Source organism: Stenotrophomonas sp. YJH_SMC_120 (assembly GCF_059368675.1).
Map to the genome: position 1 here is coordinate 76,050 of NZ_JCAFRY010000003.1, position 23,100 is coordinate 99,149.

The window sequence follows — 23,100 nt, forward strand, 5'->3', positions numbered from 1 at the left end:
GATCAGCGGGCCGTCACCCGGGTGGCGACGGCCGGCAGGATATGGTGTTCGCTCAACGGTGCCAAGGGCTGGCCATGCGGCGGCTGCAGTGGCACCCAGGCCAGTTCGGCGATCTCGGCACATGCCTGTGGCGTGCCGTCCACCCGCACCCACCAGGCCTGTGCCTGCACCCGATGGCCGGGTTCGTTCACCGCCCAATCCTCGAAGGTGCCCAGCGCGATGGCGGTTTCGGCGCACAGCTGCACACCGAGTTCTTCGTCCAGTTCGCGGGCCAGCGCCTGCAGCGGCGCTTCGCCGGGTTCGGGCTTGCCGCCCGGTTGGATGAAGCGGCTGGCGCCGTGCTTGCGCACCACCAGCGCCCGGCCGCGGTCATCCAGGATGACCGCGGCCACGATGTGGATCGTGGCCGCGGCGTTGCTCACTTCAGGTTCTGCTCGAACAGCTTGAGGATGCGCTTGTACTGGTCCAGCCAGGAATCGGCGCGCACATAGCCGTGGCGCTCCAGCGGGTACGGTGCGATCGACCAGTTGTCCTTGTGCAGTTCGATCAGGCGCTGGGTGAGGTTCACCGAGTCCTGGAAGAACACGTTGTCATCCATCATGCCGTGGGCGATCAGCAGGTTGTCCTGCAGGTTCTGCGCGTATTCGATCGGCGAGGACACGCGGTACGCCTCCGGATCGATGTCCGGGGTATTGAGGATGTTGCTGGTATAGCCGTGGTTGTACTGGTGCCAATCCACCACCGGGCGCAGCGCGGCGCCGGCCTTGAACGTGCCCGGCGAGCGGAACAGGGCCATGAAGGTCATGAAGCCGCCGTAGGAACCACCGTAGATGCCGGCATGGTCGCGGTCACCCTGCTGGGTGTCGACCAGCCAGTCCAGGCCGTCCTTGTAGTCTTCCAGTTCCGGGTGGCCCATGTTGCGGTAGATCGCCGTACGCCAGTCGCGGCCGTAGCCCTCGCTGCCGCGGTAATCCATGTCCAGCACGATGTAGCCCTTCTGCACCAGCAGGTTGTGGAACATCTGCTCGCGGAAGTAGGCCGGGTAGCGCTGGTGCACGTTCTGCAGGTAGCCGGCGCCGTGCACGAACATCACGATCGGGTACTTCTTCCCCGGTTCCTTGTTTTCGGGCTCGTAGTACTTGGCCCAGACCACGCCGGCGCCATGCTTGGACGGCACCGCCACCAGCTTCGGCTGGATCCACTGGCGCGCCTTGAACTCGGCAGTGCGGGTGTCGGTCAGCACGCGGGCCTGGCCTGCGCTGGTGCTCGGTACCACGGCCAGCTGCGCCGGCAGGTAGGCGCCGGAGTAGCGCACCAGCAGCTGCTGGCCGTCCGGCGACAGCGAGAAGTCTTCCACGCCGTTGAGGCTGGTCAGCTCGCGCACCTGGCGGCTGCCGGTGTCGACCGCGCAGACTTCGTAGTCATGCGGCGCCTGCTGGTTGCACAGGAAGTAGAAACCCTTGCCGTCGGCCGACAGCACCGGCGCCGAGGTTTCCCACTTGCCGCTGGTCAGCGCCTGCGGCTTGGCCGTGCCGGCCTGGGTGTACAGGTGCGAGAAGCCCGATTCCTCGGACAGCAGCCACAGCGTGCGGCCATCGGCCATCCAGCCGAAATCATTGAAGCCCCAGTTGATCCAGGCATTGTCGGTCAGGCGATGGCGGTTCTGCACGCGGCCGTCGGCGGCGTTGACACTGATGATCCAGCGGTCCTTGTTGTCGTTGGCACGCAGCATCACCGCGGCCTGCTGGCCATCGGGGCTCCAGCGGATGCCACCGCCCATGAAGTCGCTCATCACCTGCAGGCTGCGCTCGCCCTTCAGCGCGTCCTTGCCGGCCTTGCGGCGCAGCTCGGCCAGCGGATCGGTGCTGATGCCCGGCAGGCCGGCCAGAGAGACTTTCTCGGCCTTGCCGGTGCGCACGTCCACGTACCACAGCGTGTGCGGCTCGAAGCCGTTACGGCCGACGCGGGTGCGGGTGTCTTCGGTTTCCTCGTAGCCCGACTCGGTCACGTACAGCGGCATCTTGCCGCCACGGCCGTCATCGAAGTCCTTCGGCTTGGTCACCACGACCAGGTGGGTCAGGTCAGGCGACAGCACGCTGTCGGCGATCTCCACGTCGGCGCCCAGGTACACCGGGCCCGGCGCGCGGGTCGGGTCGGCCTGGCGCCAGCGCTGGTCCTGGTCCTTCAGTGCTTCGCGCTGGTCACGGTCGCGGCGAAGGGTTTCCAGCGTGCGCAACTGCTGGTCACGCAGCACGTCGGCCTTCGGCGGCGTACGCGGATCCTTTTCGGCCTTCAGGCTGGCCACCTGCTGCACGCCGCTGGCGGCGGTCCAGTGGAACCAGTTCTGGCCGACGCGCCAGATCACGCCATTGTCGGCGGCGAAGTTCACGTTGCCCGCGCGCTCGTTGCTGCGGGTCAGCTGCGTCAGCGCGCCGCTGCGCAGGTCGCGCACGAACACGTCGCCATTGCGCACGAAGGCGCTGCGGCTGCGGCTGCGGTCGTAGACCGGCTCGGCCACGTCCAGGGTGCCGCGCTGGTCATCGGCCACCTGCGCGGCCACGCCACCGGCCACCGGCTGGCGGAAGGTATCGCGCACCGGGCTGCCGTTGCGCTTGAGCTGGTACTCCACCTGCTGGCTGTTCCACGACCACCAGGCCTTCTCGACCGGCGGGCCGATCCAGTCCGGGTCGGCCATGGCCTGTTCGATGGTGATCGGCGTCGGCGCGGCATGCGCGGCCGGTGCGGCCAGCACGGCCGACAGCAGGAGGGACAGGGGCAGCACTCGGGACATGGGCGGACGGCACCAGTAGAGGAAAACCGGCCAAGCGTAGCAGCCGCAAGGGCCGGGGGCAGGGGCCACAGGTCATGGCAGCGGGATTGGCAAAGTAGTGCAACCGCTGGCCGGCCTCGCGCATCCATTCTCCTGAACCCGCATCATCCACCGAACAGGAGCCCGACCATGCAGGAACTCATCCCGATCACCCTCTTCATCTGCATCGCCTACGCGATCCACGCCATTGCCGATGCCCGCGCGCGTAGCAAGCTGGTGGCCCCGCACGTGCCCGAGGAAGTGATCCGCTCGCTGGCCGTGCTGGAAGAAGAGCGCCGCCGCCAGGGCGCGCTGCGCTGGGGCATCAGCCTGGTCTGCCTGGCGCTGGCCATGGCCCTGCTGGAAGCGATGGGTGCCCGTGACCTGACCTTCGGCGCCGCCGCCGCACTGGTCGGCAGCGCCGGCCTCGGCCAGCTGCTGGCCTGGCACTTCACCCGCCCTGCTGCACGCAAGGGCTGAGGCAGGCGTGCCACGGGCACAGGGGGCGCCCCGTAGATGAGCCTGCTCGGCGAAGCACTGTCGGCACTGCGGGGCCGTCGCCGCCACGATACAGCGGCGACGGCGGCACCCGCTGCACCGCTGGATGCGGACCAGGCCCTGGTGCGGGCCATCATCGATGGCTCGCAGGCGGCCTTCGCGCAACTGGTTGAAGCCCACCAGCGCACCTGCGCGCATGTGATCGGACGCATGGTGGGCGACCGCGACCAGGTGGCTGACCTGCTGCAGGAAACCTTCCTGGCCGTGTTCCGCCAGCTGCACCGGTTCCGCTTTGAATCTTCGTTGCGTACCTGGGTATCCCGGGTCGCTTACACCACGGCGCTGCAGCACCTGCGCCGGCGGCGGCTGGAGACGCAATGGATGGTGGCGGTGGAGGTGCCGGAGGAACTGGGGATCGGCGATGAAGGCCCGGGCCCGGTTGAGCTGAGCGAGGCGCTGCAGGCAGGGCGGCAGCTCGGCGCGGCGCTGGAACGGCTGAGTGCACCGCAGCGCCTGATCGTCGGCCTGCACTACCTGGAGGATTTCGATCTGGCCGAGATCGAACAGGTGACCGGGCTGGCACGCGGTACCATCAAGAGCCACCTGCACCGCGCGCGCCAGGTCCTGAAGCAGGAACTGACGCGGCATGCCGCCGCCGGAGAACTGCTGTGAACCCACCGACCGACCCTCGCGATGCGGAAAGGCGCGCGCTGGCGCAGGCGTTGCGCGAGCAGGCGGAGCAGGAAGAAACGCCGGATGTGAGCGAGGCGCTGCAGAAGCGCATTGCCGCTGAGTCGCGCGACGGTGGCGTGGGCTATGTGGTGGTGCAGGTTGTGTTGTTTGGCGCGCTGTTGGCTGCAGCAGCCTGGTACTTCTGGAATTAATCGATTGTCAGTCGTATCCGGCGTGAATTTTCCTCCGCCATTCCCAATGTTGCTGATTCGGTGAATCCCCCGTATCCGACGGATTGCGTCATCTCCAGACGCTACGAAAAGATCCCCGCACTGAGGATAGTTGCAAAGGATTCTGCTGCTATTGATGTCGATGACTCTGCTGGAAAAGTCTAAATCGTCAGCAATCGCTGACGCTGGCCAGGAGTCGCGCAAGCTCACGGCCATATCCAGCAGTATCAACTTCAAAGGAGCTGAATAATGTCGAAGATCTGCAAGTCCGTGCTTCTTCCTCCGGCACTCATTGCAATGCTTGGTCTATCCGGAATCGCATCTGCGTCGCAGGAAAGTGCGTCCAACGATCTCACGCAGATCCAGAACGCCTCTGTGCTGGACATCACTCTCGTCAGTGCGGCGGGGTTGCAAGAAGGAACCGCCGACAACGAGATCGCGGGTGTTCAATGTACCAACTACTCAAGCGGTGGTACCCACTGCGGTCACTACTCGTCAGGTGATGTAGAAGATCTCCAGCTTGCGCACGTAGTTCCTGACGCCCAGAAGTTCAACGTCTAAGAACGCGGACGGTCCCCCATGGGGGTGGCCGTCCGTCACCAAGGAGAGGTTGATGAGAACTTCCATAGAGGATCTCAGGAGAGCAATTGAAGATCCATGCAGAACGGTTGACGTTTGCTCGGTGCTGCTGGACGCATGGTTTGAAATGACTCCGCGTCGTTTGGGTGAGGCTCTTTCAAAATTCAGAGATGAGCGGCTTGAGAATCAAGAGCGTGTTGAGGATTTTGAAAGAGCATTCAAGCAGTTGGATCCAGCGGCGAGAAGAAGGTTGCTTGGCTCCCCGTGGGTTTCTGGATTCATGGATGATCCACATGGAGTCTCCCATGAAGATACGGATGGAAGGCCTGTCACGACCATCGAAGCGCTTCATCTCGCCGCAATGGCGGAGTGTCCAGTTGCTCCCATCCATAGCGAAATGGGCGAACGTCACCAAGGGAAGGGAGTTGAAAGCCCCCTTGGGGACTGGGTGCTCAGGCGGCATGAATCCGGATCAGAGAAGGTCGAGCGCGCAAAGGTGGGAGATGTGATCGCTCTGGACGTGGATAGTGGGCTGGCGCGTCGACACGAGCCAGAGAGCGGAACCTTCTGCAATCCATTCCTGAGCATCTCATCAGAAGAGCTTGCCGTAATCCAAGAGAAGCTGGAAGCAGCCATAAGGCTGGTGGACGAAGCCACTCCACATCTGGGTCTCCTGATTCGAACATTCACAAGGCGTGTGCTCGTGAGGAAGTCGATCGAGTGGGGTGATCAGGCCTCACCTCTGAATCTTGGATCCGAGTATCGGTCGATTCATGCAGGTTGTATCCGAATCCTCAATGTCCACAGGCCGGAAATGACCGTGGATATTTGTGCAGAGGCAATTCTTCATGAGTCCATCCACTCGTACCTCTCCGCCTATGAAGAGGTGCATGGGAAGTTCATGTCAGGTGCAATCAGAGTTCGCCCGGTTTCGCCATGGTCAGGTAACTTCATTCCGAACCATTCACTGGCGCACGCGGTCTTTGTCTACTACGCCATCCATCATCTTCTCGGCAGGTTGGTTGGCCTCGGTGCTGGGATTGGAGAAGAGGCAGGGAGGAGAATGAAGCGACGACTGATGCAAGTGGCAGGAGGATTCTTCATCGAACGGAAGATATCGACGCTATTTGTACTGGAGTCCCCACCTTCGATGCAGCTGATGGCGGTCGTGGATGAAATTCAGGATGAGATCAGGGACAAGTACAGCCAGAAAGTGCCAAGGGATACGCTGGAGAGCGTCGCATGAAGATTCCAACCATTGTCATCCATTCCGATCCGGAGGACGTCGTCGCAGCCGTGCTGAGAGATGTCCAGGGTGTAAGTGTGATCCATCTGGATGAGCTGACTCGAAGTTGGTGCGTTCAGGAGGCTGAGATCATTGAACCTGTAGTGGAAAAATCGATTCCTAGCATGTGGTCCGCCTATATCATCAACAGAGTCTTCGATCTCTCTTGCACCGAGATTGGAAAGCGTCTTCGTGCGTTCGGGCTGCATGAGAACTGGGCACACACGGCTTTGGGTTCGGTTCTGTCGCGAGCGCACGCACTGGCACACGGAATTGGCCCTCGCGGAGTGAGTAGATCACTTCTCCCCTTGAATGTGCAGTGGAAGCTTCTTTCCGAGCGTATCCCAGACATCAAAACGCCACGGTTCGCTTTTGGGTTCGGTCATCGAATGCCTGATATGTCGCGTCTGGAAAAATCCGTACAGAAGTCAGTCTGGTCCTACTTCCGGTGGAATGGTGATTCTGATGTCGCAGAAGGGGAGCAGCAGTGGCATCCGTTCTTCGTCGAACAGCCGCAAGGCATCCCAATAATATGTAGTTATCACGGAGAAGCGTTCGCATTGAGTTTCCCAAGGGGGCGACCCAAGGCGGATCTTGGGGATTTTCCAGCCCTTGTTCATGCATGCCGGGAGCTTTTCGACAGCAGGATGGGCGAGATCTTGGTGTACCAAGAGGACGAAAGCCTCACCTTCTGCGCCTGCAGTCCATACATGGCTGGAATAGGTGAGCTGAAAGAAGGAGAGCAACTTCTTCTACGGGGAGTTCCGTCGAGTTGAAGTTGAGGGCTCTGCAAAAGCCAAGGAGGGTACGTGCACGGTTATTACATCAGGATGTCGTTGATCCGATTCAAGCAACGGATCGGCACTCATCTGGCAATCGCTCTCATGCTGGGTGCGGGGGTGGGGATCACGACCGTGATGCTCTCCATTGTTCTCCAGGCATCGTCGGATCCCGCGCCGGGCCGGAGCTCCGCATTGTTCCGCCCGTACCTTGACGCGCGTCCAGATGCTCTGCGCAGTGGTTCCCCGGATCCGGGACAGGCACTGACCTGGCCGGATGCGAAGGCGCTTCTGGGCCAGGGGAGGTCGTGGAAGCAGGCCGCCATGGCGGGCGGGGCGGTGACGCTCTCCCGGCCGGGAGCCTCCAGCGCAAGGCTGCGTGCGAGATTCGCAACGTCCGAAGTGTTCAGTGTTCTTGGCATTGCTGTTGTTCAAGGGCGCGCATGGACCGCCGAGGAGGGGCATGCTGCGAGTCGTATAGTGGTCCTGTCGCGTGCGCTCGCCGAGCGCGAGTGTGCGCAGGACTGTGTTGGTCATCGGTTGGAACTGGGCAGGCGCACCTACACTGTTGTGGGTGTCGCGGAGGATTGGCATCCGGTGCCGATGTTTCAGGGAGATCTCACACGCCGGCCGTTTGTGGGACCTGACGAGATCTACCTGCCGGTTGAGACCGCAATCGCGGACAGGCTGACTGTTGTGGATGGGACGGCGATCTGGGGGGGTGACCAGGACACGGACCCTGCAGGAGCCAACGTGTCATGGCTCCAATTGTGGGCGTGGCTACCCACCGCGGACGATGTCGCCGCCTACCGGGCGAATCTGGATGCCTATGCACAGACAAAGGGCCTTCGGATCGAACCAGGCACCCAGCAGGTGGCACTCTGGCCGTTGATGGAGTGGCTGGACAGGCTGGGATTGGTTCCAGAGCGGGCCAGGATGCAGCTTCGGCTGTCACTGATCCTTCTCGGTGTGTGCATCGTCAACGCGGCGGCGCTGCTGAGCTTCAGTCTGGGGCGCCGTCGGCGGGAGCTCGCGATACGACGTGCACTGGGAGCGCGACGTCGGGACGTGTTCATCCAGCTCATGTGGGAATCCATCGCGGCGGGAGCCGCAAGCAGTGTGCTCGCTGTCGTCACCTACACGCTGGGAATCCGGGTGGTTGCTGCGGGAGACGTTCTGCCCAGCGCGATAACGGCGATGCATGCTGGGGCAATGCTGATGGCCGCTGGCCTGGGAGTCGTCACGACGCTGCTCTGTTCATTGGTCCCGTCGTTTGAAATCTGCAGGGTCAGCTCCCTGTCGAGTGCCTTCGCGAAGGGGGCTGCCTGAAATGTTCGAATCGATGAGGGAGACCCGACGACATTTGGGAAGCGCCGCACTGCTTGCAGTGCAGGCAGCGCTTGCAAGCCTGGCATGTGCGTTCGCACTGCAATCTGCGCTGGACAGCTTTGCCAGATTGAACGCCGGGAGCATCCGGGAGGCAGCATCGATTGGTGTGGTCAGAGTCTCTGATGTCGAAGACGGCGCGGATGCGGCAGTGCTGCGGGCAGACCTGTCCGCGATCCGGCTGCCCGGTGTTCAGAACACGGTTGTGAGCGACGCTGTTCCGTTCGGGGGAAGAGCCCATCGATACGGCGTATGCACCAGTGAGTCGGCCATGGTGCATTCGATGAACGCGGGCACGGCAGACGTTGCTGGATGTGATCGCGTTCCCGTTGTAACTGCAAGCTCTGGCTTGCTGGCGATGCTGGGCGCGGGAATCGTCCTGGGGCGCGATGCCACGGAGGACGACACGATTGAAGGCGCTCCGGTGGTGCTGATCAGTGAATCGCTGGCTGCCCATCTGTTCGGAACGGGGAATGCTGTTGGCCGCCACCTGTATTTCGGCCCCGGCAGCAGCCGGGTCATCGTGGGCGTATTTGCGTCTGTTGCTGGACCGGCGCCAGGCGGCAATGAGCGAGATTCGCAGTGGGTGCTGCTCCCGGGCCTTCCCATGGGCGCCAGTCGCTATTATCTGGCGAAGTGGAAGTCGGAGGTTGATCGTTCATCGCTTGATCGCACCGCCGATGCGCTGCAGCGGCCTTATCGGATCATGCATCCAGCCGGTGTCGAGACGCTGGCGGGTTATCGCGACGCCTACGTCAAAGCTGATCGCTTCGCTACGACCGTGCTCGCGGTCATGACCGCCGTTGTTCTCGGTGTGCTGATGGCTGGCGTTTCCGGAGTTGTGGGCGCGTGGCTTGATCGGCGCCGGCACTCCATTGGGGTTCGACGGACATTGGGTGCTCGCGGATCCGTGATCTTTGCCGAAATCATGTTCGAGGTTTCACTGTTCACCACGCTGGGCACCCTGCTCGGCGCGTTGTCGTTGCAGTGGGTAGGGTCGCCGCAGGACGGCAGCACAGGTTCACCGTGGTTCTCGATATCGAGCGCTGTCGTGCTGGTGATGGGGGCCTGCTTGACTGCACTGGTACCCCAGGCCCTGCGAATCACCAAGGAGCCGCCCTTGACCCTGCTGAAGCCCCTGTAGCCCATTCATCCTGTCACCCAGCTTCACCTGCGACAAAGTGAAGCAGCGCGTCACCCGGTCGCATCCCGTCTTAACGAAATCCTCCTAAAGTGGTCCGGTATCCCACCGGTCACAGGCAGGAGGCGTCCCTTGGACGCGTTGTTGTTGTCCCGGATCCAGTTCGGATTCGTCATCAGTTTCCATGTGCTGTTCCCCGCCTTCACCATTGGCACGGCCAGCTGGCTGGCCTTCATCGAATGGCGCTGGCTGCGCACGAAGTTGCCCGTGTGGCGCGAGCTGTATTTCTTCTGGCAGAAGATCTTCGCGGTGTCGTTCGGCATGGGCGTGGTCAGCGGCATCGTCATGGCCTTCCAGTTCGGAACCAACTGGCCACGGCTGAGCGAGGTGGCCGGCACGGTCATCGGCCCGCTGCTGACCTATGAAGTGCTGACCGCGTTCTTCCTGGAAGCCAGCTTCCTCGGCGTGATGATGTTCGGCTGGGGCCGCGTCTCGCCGCGCCTGCATTTCCTGTCCACCTGCATGGTGGCGCTGGGCACGCTGTTCTCCACGTTCTGGATCCTGTCGTCCAACAGCTGGCTGCATACGCCGGCCGGCTACGAGATGGTCAACGGCGTGGTGCATCCGGTGGACTGGTGGCAGGTGGTGTTCAATCCCTCGTTCCCGTACCGGCTGGCGCACATGGCGCTGGGTTCGTTCATCACCACCTGTTTCGTGATCGGTGGCGTGGGCGCGTGGTACCTGCGCAAGGGCACGCACGTGGAAGCGGGCCGGCGCATGCTGATCGCAGCGGTGGCGTTCGCGGCACTGACCGTGCCGGTGCAGATTTTCGTCGGCGACATGCATGGCCTGAACACGCTCAAGCACCAGCCGATGAAGATCGCGGCGATGGAAGCGCACTGGCATGAAACCAAGGAGGGCGAGGGCGTACCGCTGGTGGTGTTCGCGCTGCCGAACGAGAAGGAAGAGCGCAATGATTTCGAAGTTGCCATCCCGAAGCTGGGCAGCGTGATCCTCACCCACAGCCTGGACGGTACCTTCGACCCGCTCACCTCGGTACCGTCCAACGAGCGGCCGCCGGTGACGCCGGTGTTCTTCGCCTTCCGCATCATGGTCGGTTTGGGCACGCTGATGCTGCTGCTGGCCTGGGTGTCGGCGTTCCAGTTGTGGCGGAAGAAGCTGCTGGATTCGCCGTGGCTGCTGCGCGGCTGGAACTGGATGCTGCCCAGCGGCTTCATCGCGCTGCTGTCGGGTTGGTTCGTCACCGAGATGGGCCGCCAGCCGTGGGTGGTGTATGGCGTGCTGCGCACTGCTGATGCGGTCGGCCCGCAGAGTGCGTGGATGACCGCGCTGTCGCTGGCGGTCTACGTCGTTGGCTACGCCTTCGTGTTCGGCTGGGGCATCTGGTACCTGGTGAAGATCCTGCGCCACGGACCGCGGCCACATGATGATGGGCCGTCGCTGGACCACGGCAGCCACACCCCGGCACGCCCGCTGTCGGCGGCCGACGAACCGCTGGAGGAGCGCTGACATGGACCTGATGACCTGGCTGCCGGTGGCGTGGTTTGCGGTGATCGGCTTCGGCGTGCTGATGTATGTGGTGCTGGATGGCTTCGTGCTCGGTATCGGCATCCTGGCCCCGTTCGCCGAGGACGAGGAGCAGCTGGACCTGATGATGAACACCGCCGCGCCGATCTGGGACGGCAACGAGACCTGGCTGGTACTGGGTGGCGCCGGGCTGCTGGCGGCGTTCCCGAAGGCCTATGCGGTGTTGTTGTCGGCGCTGTACCTGCCGGTGCTGCTGCTGGTGGTGGCGCTGGTGTTCCGCGGCGTGGCGTTCGAGTTCCGCTTCAAGGCACACCGGTCGCGCCGGCTGTGGAGCGTGGCGTTCGGACTCGGTTCGCTGCTGGCGACCTTTGCCCAGGGCGTGATCCTGGGCACCCTGGTGAAGGGCATCCCGCTGGTGGACGGCGTCTATCAGGGCGGACCGTTCGCCTGGTTCAGCCCGTTCGCGATGCTGACCGGTGCCGCGCTGGTGGCCGGCTATGCGCTGCTGGGCAGCACCTGGCTGATCCTGAAGACCGAAGGCCGCGTGCAGGCGCTGGCACGGCAGATGACCCGGCCGCTGGTGGTGGCGGTGATCGCAGCGATGGGCCTGGTCAGCAGCTGGCTGCCGTTCCTCGATTCGCGGCTGATGGCCCGCTGGTTCAGCGACGGCAACTTCTGGTGGCTGTCGCCGGTGCCGCTGTTGACCCTGGCGGTGGCCGTCGCGCTGTGGCGCAGTGCGACCCATCCGCGCCGCGACCTGGCGCCGTTCCTGCTCAGCCTGGCGCTGTTCGTGCTTGGTTTCCTTGGCCTGGTGCTGGGCATGTGGCCGTACCTGCTGCCGCCGTCGATGACCCTGTGGCAGGCCGCCGCGCCGGCCTCCTCGCTGGGCTTCACCCTGGTCGGGCTGGTCATTCTGCTGCCGGTCATCCTGGGCTATACGGCGTGGTCGTACCGGGTGTTCCGCGGCAAGGTGCACGCCGACACCGGTTACCACTGATGGGTTGAAGGCGGGGCCCGCCGGTGCCGGGCCCCGTGTTGGGGAATGTGAAACCTGCACACCCCGGGCGGGACGTGCTAGCGTGCGCTCCTTTCCGGCAGCCAGGGGGGCAGCCGGCGACGTCCTGGACGGACGCACGGCTGCAGGAATGGGGGGCCGCCGCGCGTCGCCGTAATGGCTCGTGCCTATCGTTCTCCCGTTGAAGCACCAACGCTAAATGATTGAATTCTCCATCGTCGACTGGGCCGCGTGGGCGCCCGGCCTGAGCGAGCGTAGCCAGTGGCTGGGCTGGGCCGAAGCGCCGTACCTGCCGCACGGCGGGGATACGCCGGCACTGGCAGAGGTTCCGGCAATGCAACGCCGTCGCATCGAGCGGTTGGGCCGCATGGCGATCCAGACCGCGTGCTGGTGCGAGGACGGGCAGGGGGCCGACAGCGACGTGCCGCTGGTGTTCGCCAGCCGCCATGGCGACGTCGCACGTTCGATGGACCTGCTGGGGGCGCTGGTCGGCGACCAGCCGTTGTCGCCCACCGGATTTGGCCTGTCGGTGCACAACGCGATCGCCGCGCTGTATTCAATCGCCCGCGGCCATCGCGGCAACTACCTGGCATTGGCGGCTGGCCAGGCAACGGTCGAAGCCGCGTGCCTGGAGGCCGTCGGCCTGCTTGCCGATGGCGCCCGCGAGGTACGGGTGGTGGTCTACGAGTCGCCGCTCCCGGAGGTTTACGCGACGTTCGCCGACGAACCCGACCCGTTCTTCGCCTGGTGCTGGCGTTTGGCCGCGCCAGCAGGGGGCCGGCCGACGCTGGCGCTGCAGTGGCAGCCGGCCGACGGCCAGGCCAGCACTGTACCCGGCCTGCTGCCGCACGCGCTGGACCTGCATCGCTTCCTGTTGTCCGGCGCGCCAGCGCTGGAGCACGTGGCCCATGGCCAGCGCTGGCGCTGGGGCCGCCGTGAGTGAGCTGCCGCGCCGCCTCGACCACGCCTGGCGGGTGTTTGGCACCGGCCTGAGCTTTGTTGCGTTTGGCCTGGGCGGGCTGCTACTCGGCGTCCTGGTGATGCCGGTACTGCTGCTGATGCGGGACCCGGTGGCCCGTCGCCGGCGCGCCCGGCGCGTGGTCCAGGTCGCGTTCGCCAGCCATCTGCGGCTGATGCGCGGGCTTGGGGTGATGACCTACGAGATCGAGGGTGGTGAACGCCTGCAGCGTGACGGCCTGCTGGTGCTGGCCAACCACCCGACCCTGATCGACGTGGTCTGCCTGATCTCGCTGCTTCCCAACGCCGACTGCGTGGTCAAGCGGGCCGTGGCCTGCAACCCGTTCATGCGCGGTCCGGTACGGGCCGCCGGCTACATCTCCAATGACGATGGCGCCGGCCTGGTCGATGACTGCGTGGCCGCGGTGCATGCCGGCGGCACCCTGGTCATCTTCCCGGAGGGCACCCGCAGCGTGCCCGGGCAGCCGCCGCGCCTGCAGCGCGGGGCCGCCAACATCGCCGTACGGGGCCGCATCGACGTCACCCCGGTGCGGATCACCTGCAGCCCGCCAACCCTGACCAAGGGACAGAAGTGGTATCGTGTCCCCTCACGTCGCTTTCACGTTCGGCTGCAGATCGGCGAAGATATCCCGATCGCGCCTTTCTTGGCCGAAGACGACTCGCCAAGGGGGGATGCCTTGGCGGCACGCCGCGTTACCGAGCACCTTTCTCGTTATTTCGACCTGTCTGGAGAGCCGCCCCGTGCAAGCACTTGAGCACGAGATCAAGGAATTGATCATTTCCTCCCTTTCGCTGGAGGACATCACGCCGGAGGACATCGATCCGACCGCGCCGCTGTTCGTCGAGGGCCTCGGCCTGGATTCGATCGACGCGCTGGAGTTGGGCCTGGCGCTGCAGAAGAAGTACGGTGTCAGCCTCTCGGCCGATTCGGAAGAAACCCGTCGCCATTTCTCCAGCGTGCGCGCGCTCGGCGAGTTCGTCGCCGCCCGCCAGTCGTAACGGCGCCAGGAATTGCCATGACCAAGAATGAACTGTTCGAACGCATCGTCAGCATCCTGACCGACAGCTTCGAGATCGAAACCGCCCGGATCACCCCCGAGGCACGCCTGTACGACGACCTGGATATCGACAGCATCGATGCGGTCGACCTGATCGTGCAGCTCAAGCCGCTGCTGGGCCGCAACCTGCAGCCGGAAGCGTTCAAGGCCGTGCGCACCGTGCAGGACATCGTCGATGTCGTGCATGGGTTGCTGCCGGACCAGGCAGCCGCCTGACCGCAGCGCCGGCGGCTCCGCCATGGCACGCGCACGCACGGTCGTGGTGGCTGCGATCTCGCTGGCCTACCCGGTGCTGGTGTACCTGGCGATGGGCCGTTTCGAGCCACGCTGGCTGTCGCTGCTGCTGTTCACCCTGGCCCTGCTGCGTGCGCTGAGTACGCGCCAGCCGCTGTGGTGGGCCGCCGCCGCGGGAACCGGCCTGCTGGCCGTGTTGGCCACCGTGCTGAACCAGGCCCTGCCGCTGAAGCTGTATCCGGCGCTGGTCAACATGGTGATGCTGGCGGTGTTCGGCACCAGCCTGCGCTTCGGCCCGCCGCTGGTGGAACGCCTGGCGCGGTTGCAGGAGCCGGACCTGCCGGCGTTCGCGGTGGCCTATACCCGCCGCGTCACCCAGGTGTGGTGTGGCTTCTTCGTTCTCAACGGCAGCCTGGCCCTGCTGACCGCGCTTTACGCGTCGGACCGGGTCTGGATGCTCTACAACGGATTGTTGGCGTACGTGATGATGGGCGTGTTGTTTGCAGGTGAGTGGCTGGTGCGGCGTCGGGTCAAGGCAGCGCACGCGCATGGCTGAGTGGATTGCCCTGGACCGGCTGCTGGTGGACCCGCAGCCGCAGCGCAGCATCGGCGTGTGCGATGGCGAGGTGATCGACCATGCCCGCTTCCGCCAGCGGGTGCTGGCCTGGCGTGCGGCCTTTGCTGCTGCCGATGGCCGTGACTGGGCCCTGTACTTCGATGATGCGGTGGCCTTCGCTGCTGCGCTGTTCGGCGCCTGGCATGCCGGCAAGCGGGTGTTCCTGGCTGCCGACAACCTGCCGGCCACGCTGCAGGCGCTGCAGCCACAGGTAAGCGGTTTCGCCGGTGATGTTTCCGCCGACTACCGAGCGCTGGTTGCCCCCACCGTTGGCGTGGACGGCGAACTGCAGGTGCTGGACGAGCGCACCTGCGAGCTGTGCGTGTTCACCTCCGGCAGCACGGGCCAGCCCAGTGCGATCAACAAGCGCATGGACCAGCTGGCGCGCGAGGTGGATGCGCTGCAGGCTGCGTTCGGCGCGCAGCTGGAAGGCGTGCAGGTGCATGGCACGGTGTCCCACCAGCACATCTACGGGCTGCTGTTCCGCGTGCTGTGGCCGCTGGCCGCCGGCCGCCTGATTCATCCGCGCCGGTTCTTCCACGAAGACCTGGTGGGTGCGCTGGCCGGTACCGATACGGTGCTGGTGGCGACGCCGGCCCACCTCAAGCGCCTGCCCGGGCAGCTCGACTGGGCCAGCCTGCATGGCCGCCTGCGCGCGGTGTTCTCCTCCGGTGGTCCGCTGCCGGAAGACGCAGCGCGGCAGGTGCGGCAGTGGCTGGGCGTGGCCCCGACCGAGGTCTATGGCAGCAGCGAGACCGGCGGCATCGCCTGGCGCCGCTGGGACATCGACCTGCCGCCGTGGCAGCCGCTGCCGGGCGTGCAGTGGCGCATCGACGATGGCTGCCTGGCGGTGGCCTCGGCGCACCTGGACACCCCCGGTTGGTGGCGCACCCAGGACCGTGTCGAAGCCCTGGCCGACGGCCGCTTCCGCCTGCTGGGCCGGGCCGACCGCATCGTCAAGATCGAGGAACGCCGGGTGTCGCTGGATGCGCTGGAACGCGCGCTGCGCGAAGACGCCGAGGTGGATGACGCGCGCGTGCTGGTGCTGCCCGGGCAGCGCGAGCAGCTGGCCGCCGTGGTGGTGCCGGCCGATCCGGCGCTGCTGGAGGGCGGCGACGCCGCGCGCCGTGCGCTGGGCCAGCGCCTTGGCGCCCGCCTGGCGCATGCGCATGACGCAGTGACCCGGCCGCGTCGCTGGCGCCTGGTGCAGGCGCTGCCGATCAATGCGCAGGGCAAGGTGACCCAGGCCGCGCTGGCGGCGCTGTTCCAGCCGTTGATGCCGGTGCCGGCGTGGGATCACCGCGATGCCGCCAGCGCCACCCTGCGCATGACCCTGGACCCGGCGCTGCGGCCGTTCCAGGGCCACTTCCCGCAGGCGGCAATCCTGCCCGGCGTGGCGCAGCTGGACTGGGCGGTGCGCTTCGCCCGCCAGGCGTTTGTGATGCGGGGCGCGTTCGTGCGCATGGATGCGGTGAAATTCCAGCACGTGGCCCGCCCCGGTGACGAGTTGACCCTGCAGCTGGACTGGGATGCCGCACGCAACGTGCTGGCCTTCCGCTACACCTCCAGCCACGGTGTGCATGCCAGCGGCAGGGTGGTTTTCGCTGATGCGGACTGATCCGGCCGTTGCCGGTGCCGCATTCGCGCCACTGGTGGTGATCCCTGTCTACGACCACGAGCACGCCATCGCGGCGGTGGTCGATGGCGTGCAGGCTGCGGGACTGCCCTGCCTGCTGGTCGACGATGGTTCGCACGATGGGTGCGCGGCGGTGCTGCGCGCGCTGGCACAGCGCCAGGGCGTCGACCTGCTGCGCCTGGACGTCAACCAGGGCAAGGGCGGGGCGATGCTGGCCGGCTTTGCCGAGGCCGGCGCGCGTGGCTACAGCCACGTGCTGCAGATCGATGCCGACGGCCAGCACGATACCACTGACCTGCCACGCTTCATCGAAGCCGCGCGCGCCCATCCCGAGGCGGTGATCTGCGGCATTCCGGCTTACGACGCCAGTGTTCCCAAGGCGCGCCTGTATGGCCGCTACGCCACCCACATCTGGGTCTGGATCAACACGCTGTCGCTGCACCTGCGCGACACCATGTGTGGCTTCCGCGTGTATCCACTGCCGCCAGTGCTGCGCCTGATCGGTGAAGAGACCATCGGCCGGCGCATGGATTTCGATACCGAAGTGATGGTGCGGCTGTACTGGCGGCAACTACCGGTCGAGCACCTGGCCACGCGTGTGACCTATCCATCCGATGGCGTGTCGCACTTCGATGTGTGGCGCGACAACGTGCGCATCAGCCGCATGCATACCCGCCTGTTCTTCGGCATGCTCTGGCGTGCGCCGCGGCTGCTGTGGCGCCGCCTGCGGGGGCAGCGCTGAGATGGCGGCCGCGCAGGGCGCTCCGCACTGGGCCGACATCGGCGAATCGACGTCGGTGGCCGGCGTGTTGTTCCTGTGCTGGGTGCACCGCTGGTTCGGGCGCTGGCCATTCCGCCTGTGCGTGTGGCCGGTGGTGGCCTGCCATTGGTTGGGCAACCGCGTCGGCCGCCAGGCCTCGATGCAGTACCTGCAGCGCCTGCAGGCACACAGCGGCGTGCTCGGCCGTGCGCCGACCCGGCGCGACAGCCTGCGCCATTTCTTCGCCTTCGCCGACACGATGCTGGACAAGATCCTCGGCCTCGGCGGGCGCTACCCCGCCGAACGCATCCACCTGCATCGCGACCTGGTACTGCAGAAGATAGCGCGCCGCGAAGGCGGGCTGATCCTGACCGCGCACATCGGCTGCCTGGAACTGTGCCAGGTGCTGGCCGAACAGGTGCCGGGGTTCCGCATCACCGTGCTGGTGCACACCGCGCATGCGCAGCGCTTCAACCGCCTGCTGCAACGGCTGGACCCGCTGGCGGCGGTGGAACTGGTGCAGGTAACCGAAATGGGCCCGGCCACGGCAGTGATGCTGGCCGAGCGCGTCGCGGCGGGGGGCTTCGTCGCCATCGTCGGCGACCGCACGCCGGTGCAGGGCGGACGCAGCGTCACCGCCGATTTCCTTGGCCACCGCGCCCCGTTCCCGATCGGCGCCTATGTGCTCGCCGCCGCACTGGGCTGCCCGGTCTACACCATGGCCTGCCTGCACCAGGGCGAGGGCTACCGCGTGGCATTCGAACAGTTCGCCGAACGCATCGTGCTGCCGCGCGGCTCACGCGATGCGGCACTGGCCGAACAGGCACAGCGCTTCGCGCGCTGGCTGGAACTCCAGGTCATCCAGTCCCCGTTGGACTGGTTCAATTTCTTCCCCTTCTGGGATCAGGCTCCGCATGACGACTGACGCCGTACCCGCGTGCCGCTTTGGCGATGCACCGTTGACCATCGAAGACGTGGTTGCCCTGGCCCAGCGCCAGTGCGAGGCCGCACTGAGCGACGCGCCGGCGTTCCGCGCCCACATCCAGCGTGGTGCCGACTTCCTCGACCGCCTGCTGCGCGAGGATGGCGTGATCTACGGTGTGACCACCGGCTATGGCGATTCGTGCACGGTGAACATCCCACCGGCACTGGTGGCTGAACTGCCGCACCACCTGTACACCTACCATGGCTGCGGCCTGGGCCGTTACCTGGACCCGGTCGAGACCCGGGCGGTGCTGGCGGCGCGCCTGGCCTCTCTGGTGCGCGGCATGTCCGGTGTAAGCCTGCCGTTGCTGGAAGGCCTGGCCACGCTGCTGCGGCACGACGTGCTGCCGATGATTCCGGCCGAAGGCTCGGTCGGTGCCAGTGGCGACCTGACGCCGCTGTCCTACGTGGCGGCGGTGCTGTGCGGCGAGCGCGAGGTGCTGCACGACGGCCGCGTGCAGCCGGCGGCGGACGTGCTGGCGAAGATCGGCATGACCCCGCTGAAGCTGCGGCCGAAGGAAGGCCTGGCGATCATGAACGGCACCGCGGTGATGACCGGCCTGGCCTGCCTGGCCTGGCAGCGCGCCGACTACCTGGCACGCATGGCTACGCGCCTGACCGCGTTCAACGTGCTGGCCAGCGACGGCAACGCGCACCACTTCGACGAAACCCTGTTCGCAGCCAAGCCGCACCCGGGCCAGGGCCGCATCGCCGCGCGCCTGCGCAGCGACCTGCACAGCGAGCGCCCGCCGCGCAATGAACAGCGCCTGCAGGATCGCTACTCGCTGCGCTGCGCACCGCATGTGATCGGCGTGCTGGAGGACAGCCTGCCGTTCCTGCGCCAGCTGATCGAGACCGAACTGAACAGCGCCAACGACAACCCGCTGATCGACGCCGACGGCGAGCGCATCCTGCATGGCGGCCACTTCTACGGGGGCCACATCGCGCTGGCGATGGACACCCTGAAGAACACCGTGGCCAACGTTGCCGATCTGCTCGACCGGCAGCTGGCGCTGGTGGTGGACGCCCGTTACAACCATGGCCTGCCGGCCAACCTGTCGGCGGCCACCGGTCCGCGCGCGGCCATCAACCATGGCCTGAAGGCACTGCAGATCAGCGTGTCGGCCTGGACTGCCGAAGCGCTGAAGCAGACCATGCCGGCCAGCGTGTTCTCGCGTTCCACCGAATGCCACAACCAGGACAAGGTCAGCATGGGCACCATCGCCGCGCGCGACTGCCTGCGCGTGATCGAGCTGACCGAACAGGTGGTGGCGGCAATGCTGATCGCCGCGCGCCAGGGCCTGGCCCTGCGTGAACGGGTTGGCCTGAATGCGCAGCTGCATGGCAGTCTGGCCGACATGTACGCCGACCTGGGGCAACGCATCGCCCTGGTCGAGGAAGACCGCGCGCTGGATCGCGAACTGCGGGAACTGCTGGTGGAGATCCGCGCGCAACGTTGGGAGCTGTATGCCGGTGAATGAGGCCATTGAACGGGTTGGCGAGATTGCGTTGACCCCCGCCTTCCATGACTGCGATCCGATGAACGTGGTCTGGCATGGCAACTACTTCAAGTACTTCGAGATCGCGCGCTGCGCGCTGCTCGGTCGCTACGACTACGACTACCCGCAGATGCTTGAATCGGGCTACCTGTGGCCGGTTGTCGATGCGCGGGTGAAGTACGTGCGCCCGCTGCTGTTCAACCAGGCGCTGCGCGTGGTCGCGCGCATCGTGGAATGGGAGAACCGGCTGAAGATCGAGTACGAAATCCTCGATGCGGAAAGCGGCCAGGTGCTGACCCGGGCGATGACCATCCAGGTCGCGGTGGACGCGGCCAGCAAGGAAATGCTGTACCAGTGCCCGCCGGTACTGTGGGAACGCCTGGGAGTGCCGGCGCCATGAACCGAGCGAACCGTTTCGCGCGTGCGCTGCTGTGCGCGCTGCTGCTGGTGGCCGCACCACTGGTGCAGGCGGCCGACCCCGCCATCGATGCGATTACCCAGGCGGTGGCGCGGCCGGATGTGCTGCGTGGCCAGTTCAGCCAGGAAAAGCAGGTGAGTGGCTTCAGGAACCCGCTGCGCTCGCAGGGCCGGTTCGTGGTCGCGCGCCAGCACGGCGTGATCTGGACCACGCTCAAGCCGTTCCCCTCGGAAGTAGTGGTCACCGCCGATCGCATCCTCAGCCGGCAGCGTGATGGCAGCACCCGCGTCGAACTGGACGCGCGGCAGCAGCCGGCGATGCGTTCGGTGAATGCGATCATGTTCGCGTTGATGAGTGGCGACGTGCAGGCACTGTCCAGCCAGTTCAACGTGGCGGCCAGCCGTGAAGGGCAGGGCTGGCGGCTGCGCCTGACGCCGAAGTCGGCGATGCTGGCCAAGGCCTTCGAATCGCTGACCCTGCAGGGCGACCGCTACGTGCGCCAGGTCGAGATCGTCGAGGCCAACAAGGACCGCACGCAGATCCAGTTCAGCGCGTTGAGCGAGGCGCCGGCCACGCTCAATGCCGACGAGGCCCGCCGCTTTGAGTGAGGCCGTGGCATCGAACGCACCGGACCGGTTGCGGCGTTGGTGGCACTGGCTGGGCATTGCCTGGCTGCTGGTGCTGCTGGCGCTGGGCGCACAGCAGTGGCAGCTGTGGAGCCAGCAATCGCGGATCGACACCGACATCCTCGCCCTGCTGCCGCAGGATGCGCACGACCGCCTGTTGAGCGACGTCACCCGGCGCATTGCCGATGGCAGTTCGCGGCAGGTCGTGGTGCTGCTCGGCAGCAAGGACAGCGCGGCTGCCAAGCGCGCGCAGGCGGCCTTTGCGGCGGCCATGGCCAAGGATGCCGACCATGCCTTGCTGGTACCCAGCGGTTCGATCGAAGGCTGGTTTGACGAGGCGCGCGCGTTCTACGCGCCGTACCGCGACCGCCTGCTGACACCGGCCCAGCGCGAGCAGTTGCTGGGCAGCGAACCGGGCGTGTTGGCCGAGCAGGCGCTGGCTGCGCTGTATGGCCCGATGGGTGCGCCGCGATTGACTGAATGGCGCCAGGATCCGTTGTCGCTGTGGCCGCAGTGGTGGCAGCAGCAGGCGCAGGGTTCGGGCCTGCGGTTGGGCGATGACGGCCTGCTTGAAGCCGAGGGCAGGCATTGGGCCGTGCTGCAGTTCGATACGCCCGGCTCGGCGTTCCAGCTGGATGGCGAGCGCCACCTCGATGGCCTGCTGGAACGTGCCGGGCAGGCCGCCACGGCGGCGGCGCCTGAGCTTGAAATCCTGCATGCCGGCGTGCCGCTGCATGCCGAGGCCGCCGCGGTGCAGGCCAACCAGGAGATCAACACCATCGGTTGGGGGTCGCTGGCGGCGGTGCTGCTGCTGGTGTGGCTGGCATTCCGCTCGCTGCGCCCGATCCTGCTGGTGGCCGCCTCGCTGCTGATCGGCTGTGGCGTGGCGCTGGCGGTGACCGTGCTGGTGTTCGGCAAGGTGCATGTGCTGACCCTGGTGTTTGGTGCGTCGCTGGTGGGTGTGGCCGAGGATTACGGCATTCACTGGTTCGCCTCGCGCCAGGCCGAACCGGCCGATCGTCGCTGGAAACTGCTGCGGCATCTGCTGCCCGGCCTGTGGCTGGCCCTGCTGACCAGTGCGCTGGCCTACCTGGCATTGGGCCTGGCCCCGTTCCCCGGCCTGCGCCAGATGGCACTGTTCTCGGTGGTGGGCCTGGCCGCAGCTTTCCTCACGGTGATCTTCTGGTTCCCGTGGCTCGACGGTGGCGAGATCCGCCAGACCCGCTTCTCGCAGTGGCTGGGCAATACGCTGGAGCGTTTCCCGCGGCTGCATGGCCGCCGCGCGGTGACGGTCTTCGTGGTGGTCGCGCTGGCACTGTCTGCCATCGGCATCGTGCGCCTGCAGAGCAACGACGACCTGCGCAGCCTGCAGTCGTCACCGCCGGCGTTGATGGCGCAGCAGATCCGCCTGAGCCAGTTGCTGGGCATGCCCAGCCCGGCACAGTTCTACCTGGTGCAGGGTGTCGATGCCGCGCAGCTGCTGCAGCGCGAGGAAGCACTGACCGAGCGCCTGCGTGTATTGGCCACCGACAAGCGCATTGGCGGCTATCGCGCGATCAGCGATTGGCTGCCGTCGCCGGCGCGCCAGCAGGCCGATGCCGCGCTGACCGCGAAGGTGGAACCCAGCGTGCTGTCGGCCGTGTCCGAGGCGGTGGGCGAACCGCTGCAGCGACCGCAGTTCGCCGCCGCGCCGCTCACCGCCGAAGCCTTCCTGGCCTCGCCGGCCTCGCAGCCGTTCCGCCACCTGTGGGTGGGTGAAGTCGGTGGGCAGATGATCAGCGTGGTGATGGTCGATGACCTGTCGCGCGCCGATGCCCTGGCCACGCTGCAGGGTGCTGCCGAAGGCCTGCCCGGCGTGCGCTGGGTAGACCGCACCTCCGATTTCTCCAAGCTGCTGGGCCACTACCGCAAGCTGATGGGCGGGCTGCTGCTGGTCGGCATCGCACTGGTGTTCGGTGCGCTGTGGCTGCGCTACCGCCGCCAGGCCTGGCGCGTATTTGCCCCCACCCTGATTGCCGGCGCACTGACCCTGGGCCTGCTGGGCCTGTTCGGCCAGCCGCTGCAGCTGTTCAACGTGCTGGCGCTGATGCTGCTGCTGGGCATGGGCATCGACTACGGCATCTTCCTGATCGAACACCGTGGCGATGCCAGCGCATGGCTGGCGGTCTGCGTGGGTGCGGCCAGCACCTGGCTGTCGTTCGGCCTGCTGGGCCTGTCGCAGACCCCGGCGCTGCGCGCGTTCGGCCTGACCCTGCTGTTCGGCATCGGCCTGGTCTGGCTGATCTCGCCACTGTTCCGGCCGCCACCGCATGACCTGCCGCCGGCCTGAGTCCGCCTTCCGCTTTTCTT

At 66.0% G+C, this 23,100-nt stretch carries 24 protein-coding genes; 22 read left to right on the forward strand and 2 right to left on the reverse strand.

Annotated features, from left to right (window positions below):
- Window positions 1-2: 2 nt before the first annotated feature.
- A complete protein-coding gene (locus tag AC5P60_RS06390) occupies window positions 3-422 on the reverse strand; it encodes an NUDIX hydrolase (protein ID WP_005411620.1) in 420 nt (139 codons plus the stop codon).
- Window positions 419-2,791 (reverse strand): S9 family peptidase, encoded by a 2,373-nt coding sequence (locus tag AC5P60_RS06395; RefSeq protein ID WP_285311705.1) that lies wholly within the window; start codon window positions 2,789-2,791, stop codon window positions 419-421. The genes AC5P60_RS06390 and AC5P60_RS06395 overlap by 4 nt, the downstream gene beginning before the upstream one ends.
- Before the next feature lie 168 nt (window positions 2,792-2,959).
- On the opposite strand from AC5P60_RS06395, the gene AC5P60_RS06400 reads away from it, so the two are divergent.
- From AC5P60_RS06400 to AC5P60_RS06505, 22 genes are all read left to right on the forward strand, one after another.
- Window positions 2,960-3,289, forward strand: a complete 330-nt coding sequence (locus tag AC5P60_RS06400; protein WP_005411618.1) for a hypothetical protein — start codon at window positions 2,960-2,962, stop codon at window positions 3,287-3,289.
- Between the two features lie 36 nt (window positions 3,290-3,325).
- On the forward strand, window positions 3,326-3,979 hold the full coding sequence (locus AC5P60_RS06405) for an RNA polymerase sigma factor (RefSeq protein WP_483693406.1): 654 nt from the start codon (window positions 3,326-3,328) through the stop codon (window positions 3,977-3,979).
- Window positions 3,976-4,191 carry a hypothetical protein gene (locus AC5P60_RS06410; protein WP_483693405.1) on the forward strand — a complete coding sequence of 72 codons (216 nt, stop codon included), beginning with the start codon at window positions 3,976-3,978 and terminating at the stop codon, window positions 4,189-4,191. The genes AC5P60_RS06405 and AC5P60_RS06410 overlap by 4 nt, the downstream gene beginning before the upstream one ends.
- A 267-nt stretch (window positions 4,192-4,458) precedes the next feature.
- Window positions 4,459-4,770: a hypothetical protein gene (locus tag AC5P60_RS06415; protein WP_123959242.1), complete on the forward strand. Its 312-nt coding sequence runs from the start codon at window positions 4,459-4,461 to the stop codon at window positions 4,768-4,770.
- 52 nt (window positions 4,771-4,822) lie between these two features.
- Complete coding sequence (locus AC5P60_RS06420; RefSeq protein ID WP_483693404.1) at window positions 4,823-6,034, forward strand: hypothetical protein; 1,212 nt, start codon at window positions 4,823-4,825, stop codon at window positions 6,032-6,034.
- Window positions 6,031-6,849: a hypothetical protein gene (locus AC5P60_RS06425; RefSeq protein ID WP_123959232.1), complete on the forward strand. Its 819-nt coding sequence runs from the start codon at window positions 6,031-6,033 to the stop codon at window positions 6,847-6,849. Before AC5P60_RS06420 ends, AC5P60_RS06425 begins: the two co-directional genes overlap by 4 nt.
- 33 nt (window positions 6,850-6,882) lie before the next feature.
- On the forward strand, window positions 6,883-8,181 hold the full coding sequence (locus AC5P60_RS06430) for an ABC transporter permease (RefSeq protein WP_483693402.1): 1,299 nt from the start codon (window positions 6,883-6,885) through the stop codon (window positions 8,179-8,181).
- A 1-nt stretch (window position 8,182) separates the two neighbouring features.
- Window positions 8,183-9,382 (forward strand): ABC transporter permease, encoded by a 1,200-nt coding sequence (locus tag AC5P60_RS06435; RefSeq protein ID WP_483693401.1) that lies wholly within the window; start codon window positions 8,183-8,185, stop codon window positions 9,380-9,382.
- Between the two features lie 129 nt (window positions 9,383-9,511).
- The gene (locus tag AC5P60_RS06440) at window positions 9,512-10,909 is read left to right on the forward strand and encodes a cytochrome ubiquinol oxidase subunit I (RefSeq protein ID WP_049448215.1); all 1,398 of its coding nucleotides are present in this window, start codon (window positions 9,512-9,514) and stop codon (window positions 10,907-10,909) included.
- A gap of 1 nt (window position 10,910) precedes the next feature.
- Window positions 10,911-11,924, forward strand: a complete 1,014-nt coding sequence (gene cydB, locus AC5P60_RS06445; protein ID WP_483693400.1) for a cytochrome d ubiquinol oxidase subunit II — start codon at window positions 10,911-10,913, stop codon at window positions 11,922-11,924.
- Window positions 11,925-12,141: 217 nt separating this feature from the next.
- Window positions 12,142-12,885 carry a beta-ketoacyl synthase chain length factor gene (locus tag AC5P60_RS06450; protein ID WP_483693399.1) on the forward strand — a complete coding sequence of 248 codons (744 nt, stop codon included), beginning with the start codon at window positions 12,142-12,144 and terminating at the stop codon, window positions 12,883-12,885.
- Window positions 12,878-13,675: a lysophospholipid acyltransferase family protein gene (locus AC5P60_RS06455; protein ID WP_005414875.1), complete on the forward strand. Its 798-nt coding sequence runs from the start codon at window positions 12,878-12,880 to the stop codon at window positions 13,673-13,675. Before AC5P60_RS06450 ends, AC5P60_RS06455 begins: the two co-directional genes overlap by 8 nt.
- Complete coding sequence (locus AC5P60_RS06460; protein WP_005411610.1) at window positions 13,662-13,919, forward strand: phosphopantetheine-binding protein; 258 nt, start codon at window positions 13,662-13,664, stop codon at window positions 13,917-13,919. Before AC5P60_RS06455 ends, AC5P60_RS06460 begins: the two co-directional genes overlap by 14 nt.
- A gap of 17 nt (window positions 13,920-13,936) precedes the next feature.
- The gene (locus tag AC5P60_RS06465; protein ID WP_005411609.1) at window positions 13,937-14,194 is read left to right on the forward strand and encodes an acyl carrier protein; all 258 of its coding nucleotides are present in this window, start codon (window positions 13,937-13,939) and stop codon (window positions 14,192-14,194) included.
- Between the two features lie 22 nt (window positions 14,195-14,216).
- Window positions 14,217-14,768, forward strand: coding sequence for a COG4648 family protein (locus tag AC5P60_RS06470; RefSeq protein ID WP_005414874.1), 552 nt, complete (start codon window positions 14,217-14,219; stop codon window positions 14,766-14,768).
- Complete coding sequence (locus AC5P60_RS06475) at window positions 14,761-16,446, forward strand: ApeI family dehydratase (RefSeq protein ID WP_483693397.1); 1,686 nt, start codon at window positions 14,761-14,763, stop codon at window positions 16,444-16,446. The genes AC5P60_RS06470 and AC5P60_RS06475 overlap by 8 nt, the downstream gene beginning before the upstream one ends.
- Window positions 16,436-17,206: a glycosyltransferase family 2 protein gene (locus tag AC5P60_RS06480; protein ID WP_014648846.1), complete on the forward strand. Its 771-nt coding sequence runs from the start codon at window positions 16,436-16,438 to the stop codon at window positions 17,204-17,206. The genes AC5P60_RS06475 and AC5P60_RS06480 overlap by 11 nt, the downstream gene beginning before the upstream one ends.
- A gap of 1 nt (window position 17,207) precedes the next feature.
- Complete coding sequence (locus AC5P60_RS06485) at window positions 17,208-18,149, forward strand: lysophospholipid acyltransferase family protein (protein WP_005414871.1); 942 nt, start codon at window positions 17,208-17,210, stop codon at window positions 18,147-18,149.
- A complete protein-coding gene (locus AC5P60_RS06490) occupies window positions 18,139-19,689 on the forward strand; it encodes an HAL/PAL/TAL family ammonia-lyase (protein WP_049417928.1) in 1,551 nt (516 codons plus the stop codon). Before AC5P60_RS06485 ends, AC5P60_RS06490 begins: the two co-directional genes overlap by 11 nt.
- Window positions 19,676-20,107 (forward strand): acyl-CoA thioesterase, encoded by a 432-nt coding sequence (locus AC5P60_RS06495; RefSeq protein ID WP_005411603.1) that lies wholly within the window; start codon window positions 19,676-19,678, stop codon window positions 20,105-20,107. The genes AC5P60_RS06490 and AC5P60_RS06495 overlap by 14 nt, the downstream gene beginning before the upstream one ends.
- Complete coding sequence (locus AC5P60_RS06500; protein WP_033833815.1) at window positions 20,104-20,733, forward strand: outer membrane lipoprotein carrier protein LolA; 630 nt, start codon at window positions 20,104-20,106, stop codon at window positions 20,731-20,733. The genes AC5P60_RS06495 and AC5P60_RS06500 overlap by 4 nt, the downstream gene beginning before the upstream one ends.
- Window positions 20,705-23,080, forward strand: a complete 2,376-nt coding sequence (locus AC5P60_RS06505) for an MMPL family transporter (RefSeq protein ID WP_164221850.1) — start codon at window positions 20,705-20,707, stop codon at window positions 23,078-23,080. Before AC5P60_RS06500 ends, AC5P60_RS06505 begins: the two co-directional genes overlap by 29 nt.
- Window positions 23,081-23,100 lie beyond the last annotated feature (20 nt).

Excerpts from the sequence above, each read along its gene's own strand:
- AC5P60_RS06395 (WP_285311705.1), bottom strand. The coding sequence starts at position 2,791 with ATGTCCCGAGTGCTGCCCCTGTCCCTCCTGCTGTCGGCCGTGCTGGCC.
- AC5P60_RS06400 (WP_005411618.1), top strand. The coding sequence starts at position 2,960 with ATGCAGGAACTCATCCCGATCACCCTCTTCATCTGCATCGCCTACGCG.
- AC5P60_RS06405 (WP_483693406.1), top strand. The coding sequence starts at position 3,326 with ATGAGCCTGCTCGGCGAAGCACTGTCGGCACTGCGGGGCCGTCGCCGC.
- AC5P60_RS06415 (WP_123959242.1), top strand. The coding sequence starts at position 4,459 with ATGTCGAAGATCTGCAAGTCCGTGCTTCTTCCTCCGGCACTCATTGCA.
- AC5P60_RS06420 (WP_483693404.1), top strand. The coding sequence starts at position 4,823 with ATGAGAACTTCCATAGAGGATCTCAGGAGAGCAATTGAAGATCCATGC.
- AC5P60_RS06425 (WP_123959232.1), top strand. The coding sequence starts at position 6,031 with ATGAAGATTCCAACCATTGTCATCCATTCCGATCCGGAGGACGTCGTC.
- AC5P60_RS06435 (WP_483693401.1), top strand. The coding sequence starts at position 8,183 with ATGTTCGAATCGATGAGGGAGACCCGACGACATTTGGGAAGCGCCGCA.
- cydB (WP_483693400.1), top strand. The coding sequence starts at position 10,911 with ATGGACCTGATGACCTGGCTGCCGGTGGCGTGGTTTGCGGTGATCGGC.
- AC5P60_RS06450 (WP_483693399.1), top strand. The coding sequence starts at position 12,142 with ATGATTGAATTCTCCATCGTCGACTGGGCCGCGTGGGCGCCCGGCCTG.
- AC5P60_RS06465 (WP_005411609.1), top strand. The coding sequence starts at position 13,937 with ATGACCAAGAATGAACTGTTCGAACGCATCGTCAGCATCCTGACCGAC.
- AC5P60_RS06470 (WP_005414874.1), top strand. The coding sequence starts at position 14,217 with ATGGCACGCGCACGCACGGTCGTGGTGGCTGCGATCTCGCTGGCCTAC.
- AC5P60_RS06475 (WP_483693397.1), top strand. The coding sequence starts at position 14,761 with ATGGCTGAGTGGATTGCCCTGGACCGGCTGCTGGTGGACCCGCAGCCG.
- AC5P60_RS06480 (WP_014648846.1), top strand. The coding sequence starts at position 16,436 with ATGCGGACTGATCCGGCCGTTGCCGGTGCCGCATTCGCGCCACTGGTG.
- AC5P60_RS06485 (WP_005414871.1), top strand. The coding sequence starts at position 17,208 with ATGGCGGCCGCGCAGGGCGCTCCGCACTGGGCCGACATCGGCGAATCG.
- AC5P60_RS06490 (WP_049417928.1), top strand. The coding sequence starts at position 18,139 with ATGACGACTGACGCCGTACCCGCGTGCCGCTTTGGCGATGCACCGTTG.
- AC5P60_RS06495 (WP_005411603.1), top strand. The coding sequence starts at position 19,676 with ATGCCGGTGAATGAGGCCATTGAACGGGTTGGCGAGATTGCGTTGACC.
- AC5P60_RS06500 (WP_033833815.1), top strand. The coding sequence starts at position 20,104 with ATGAACCGAGCGAACCGTTTCGCGCGTGCGCTGCTGTGCGCGCTGCTG.
- AC5P60_RS06505 (WP_164221850.1), top strand. The coding sequence starts at position 20,705 with ATGCCGACGAGGCCCGCCGCTTTGAGTGAGGCCGTGGCATCGAACGCA.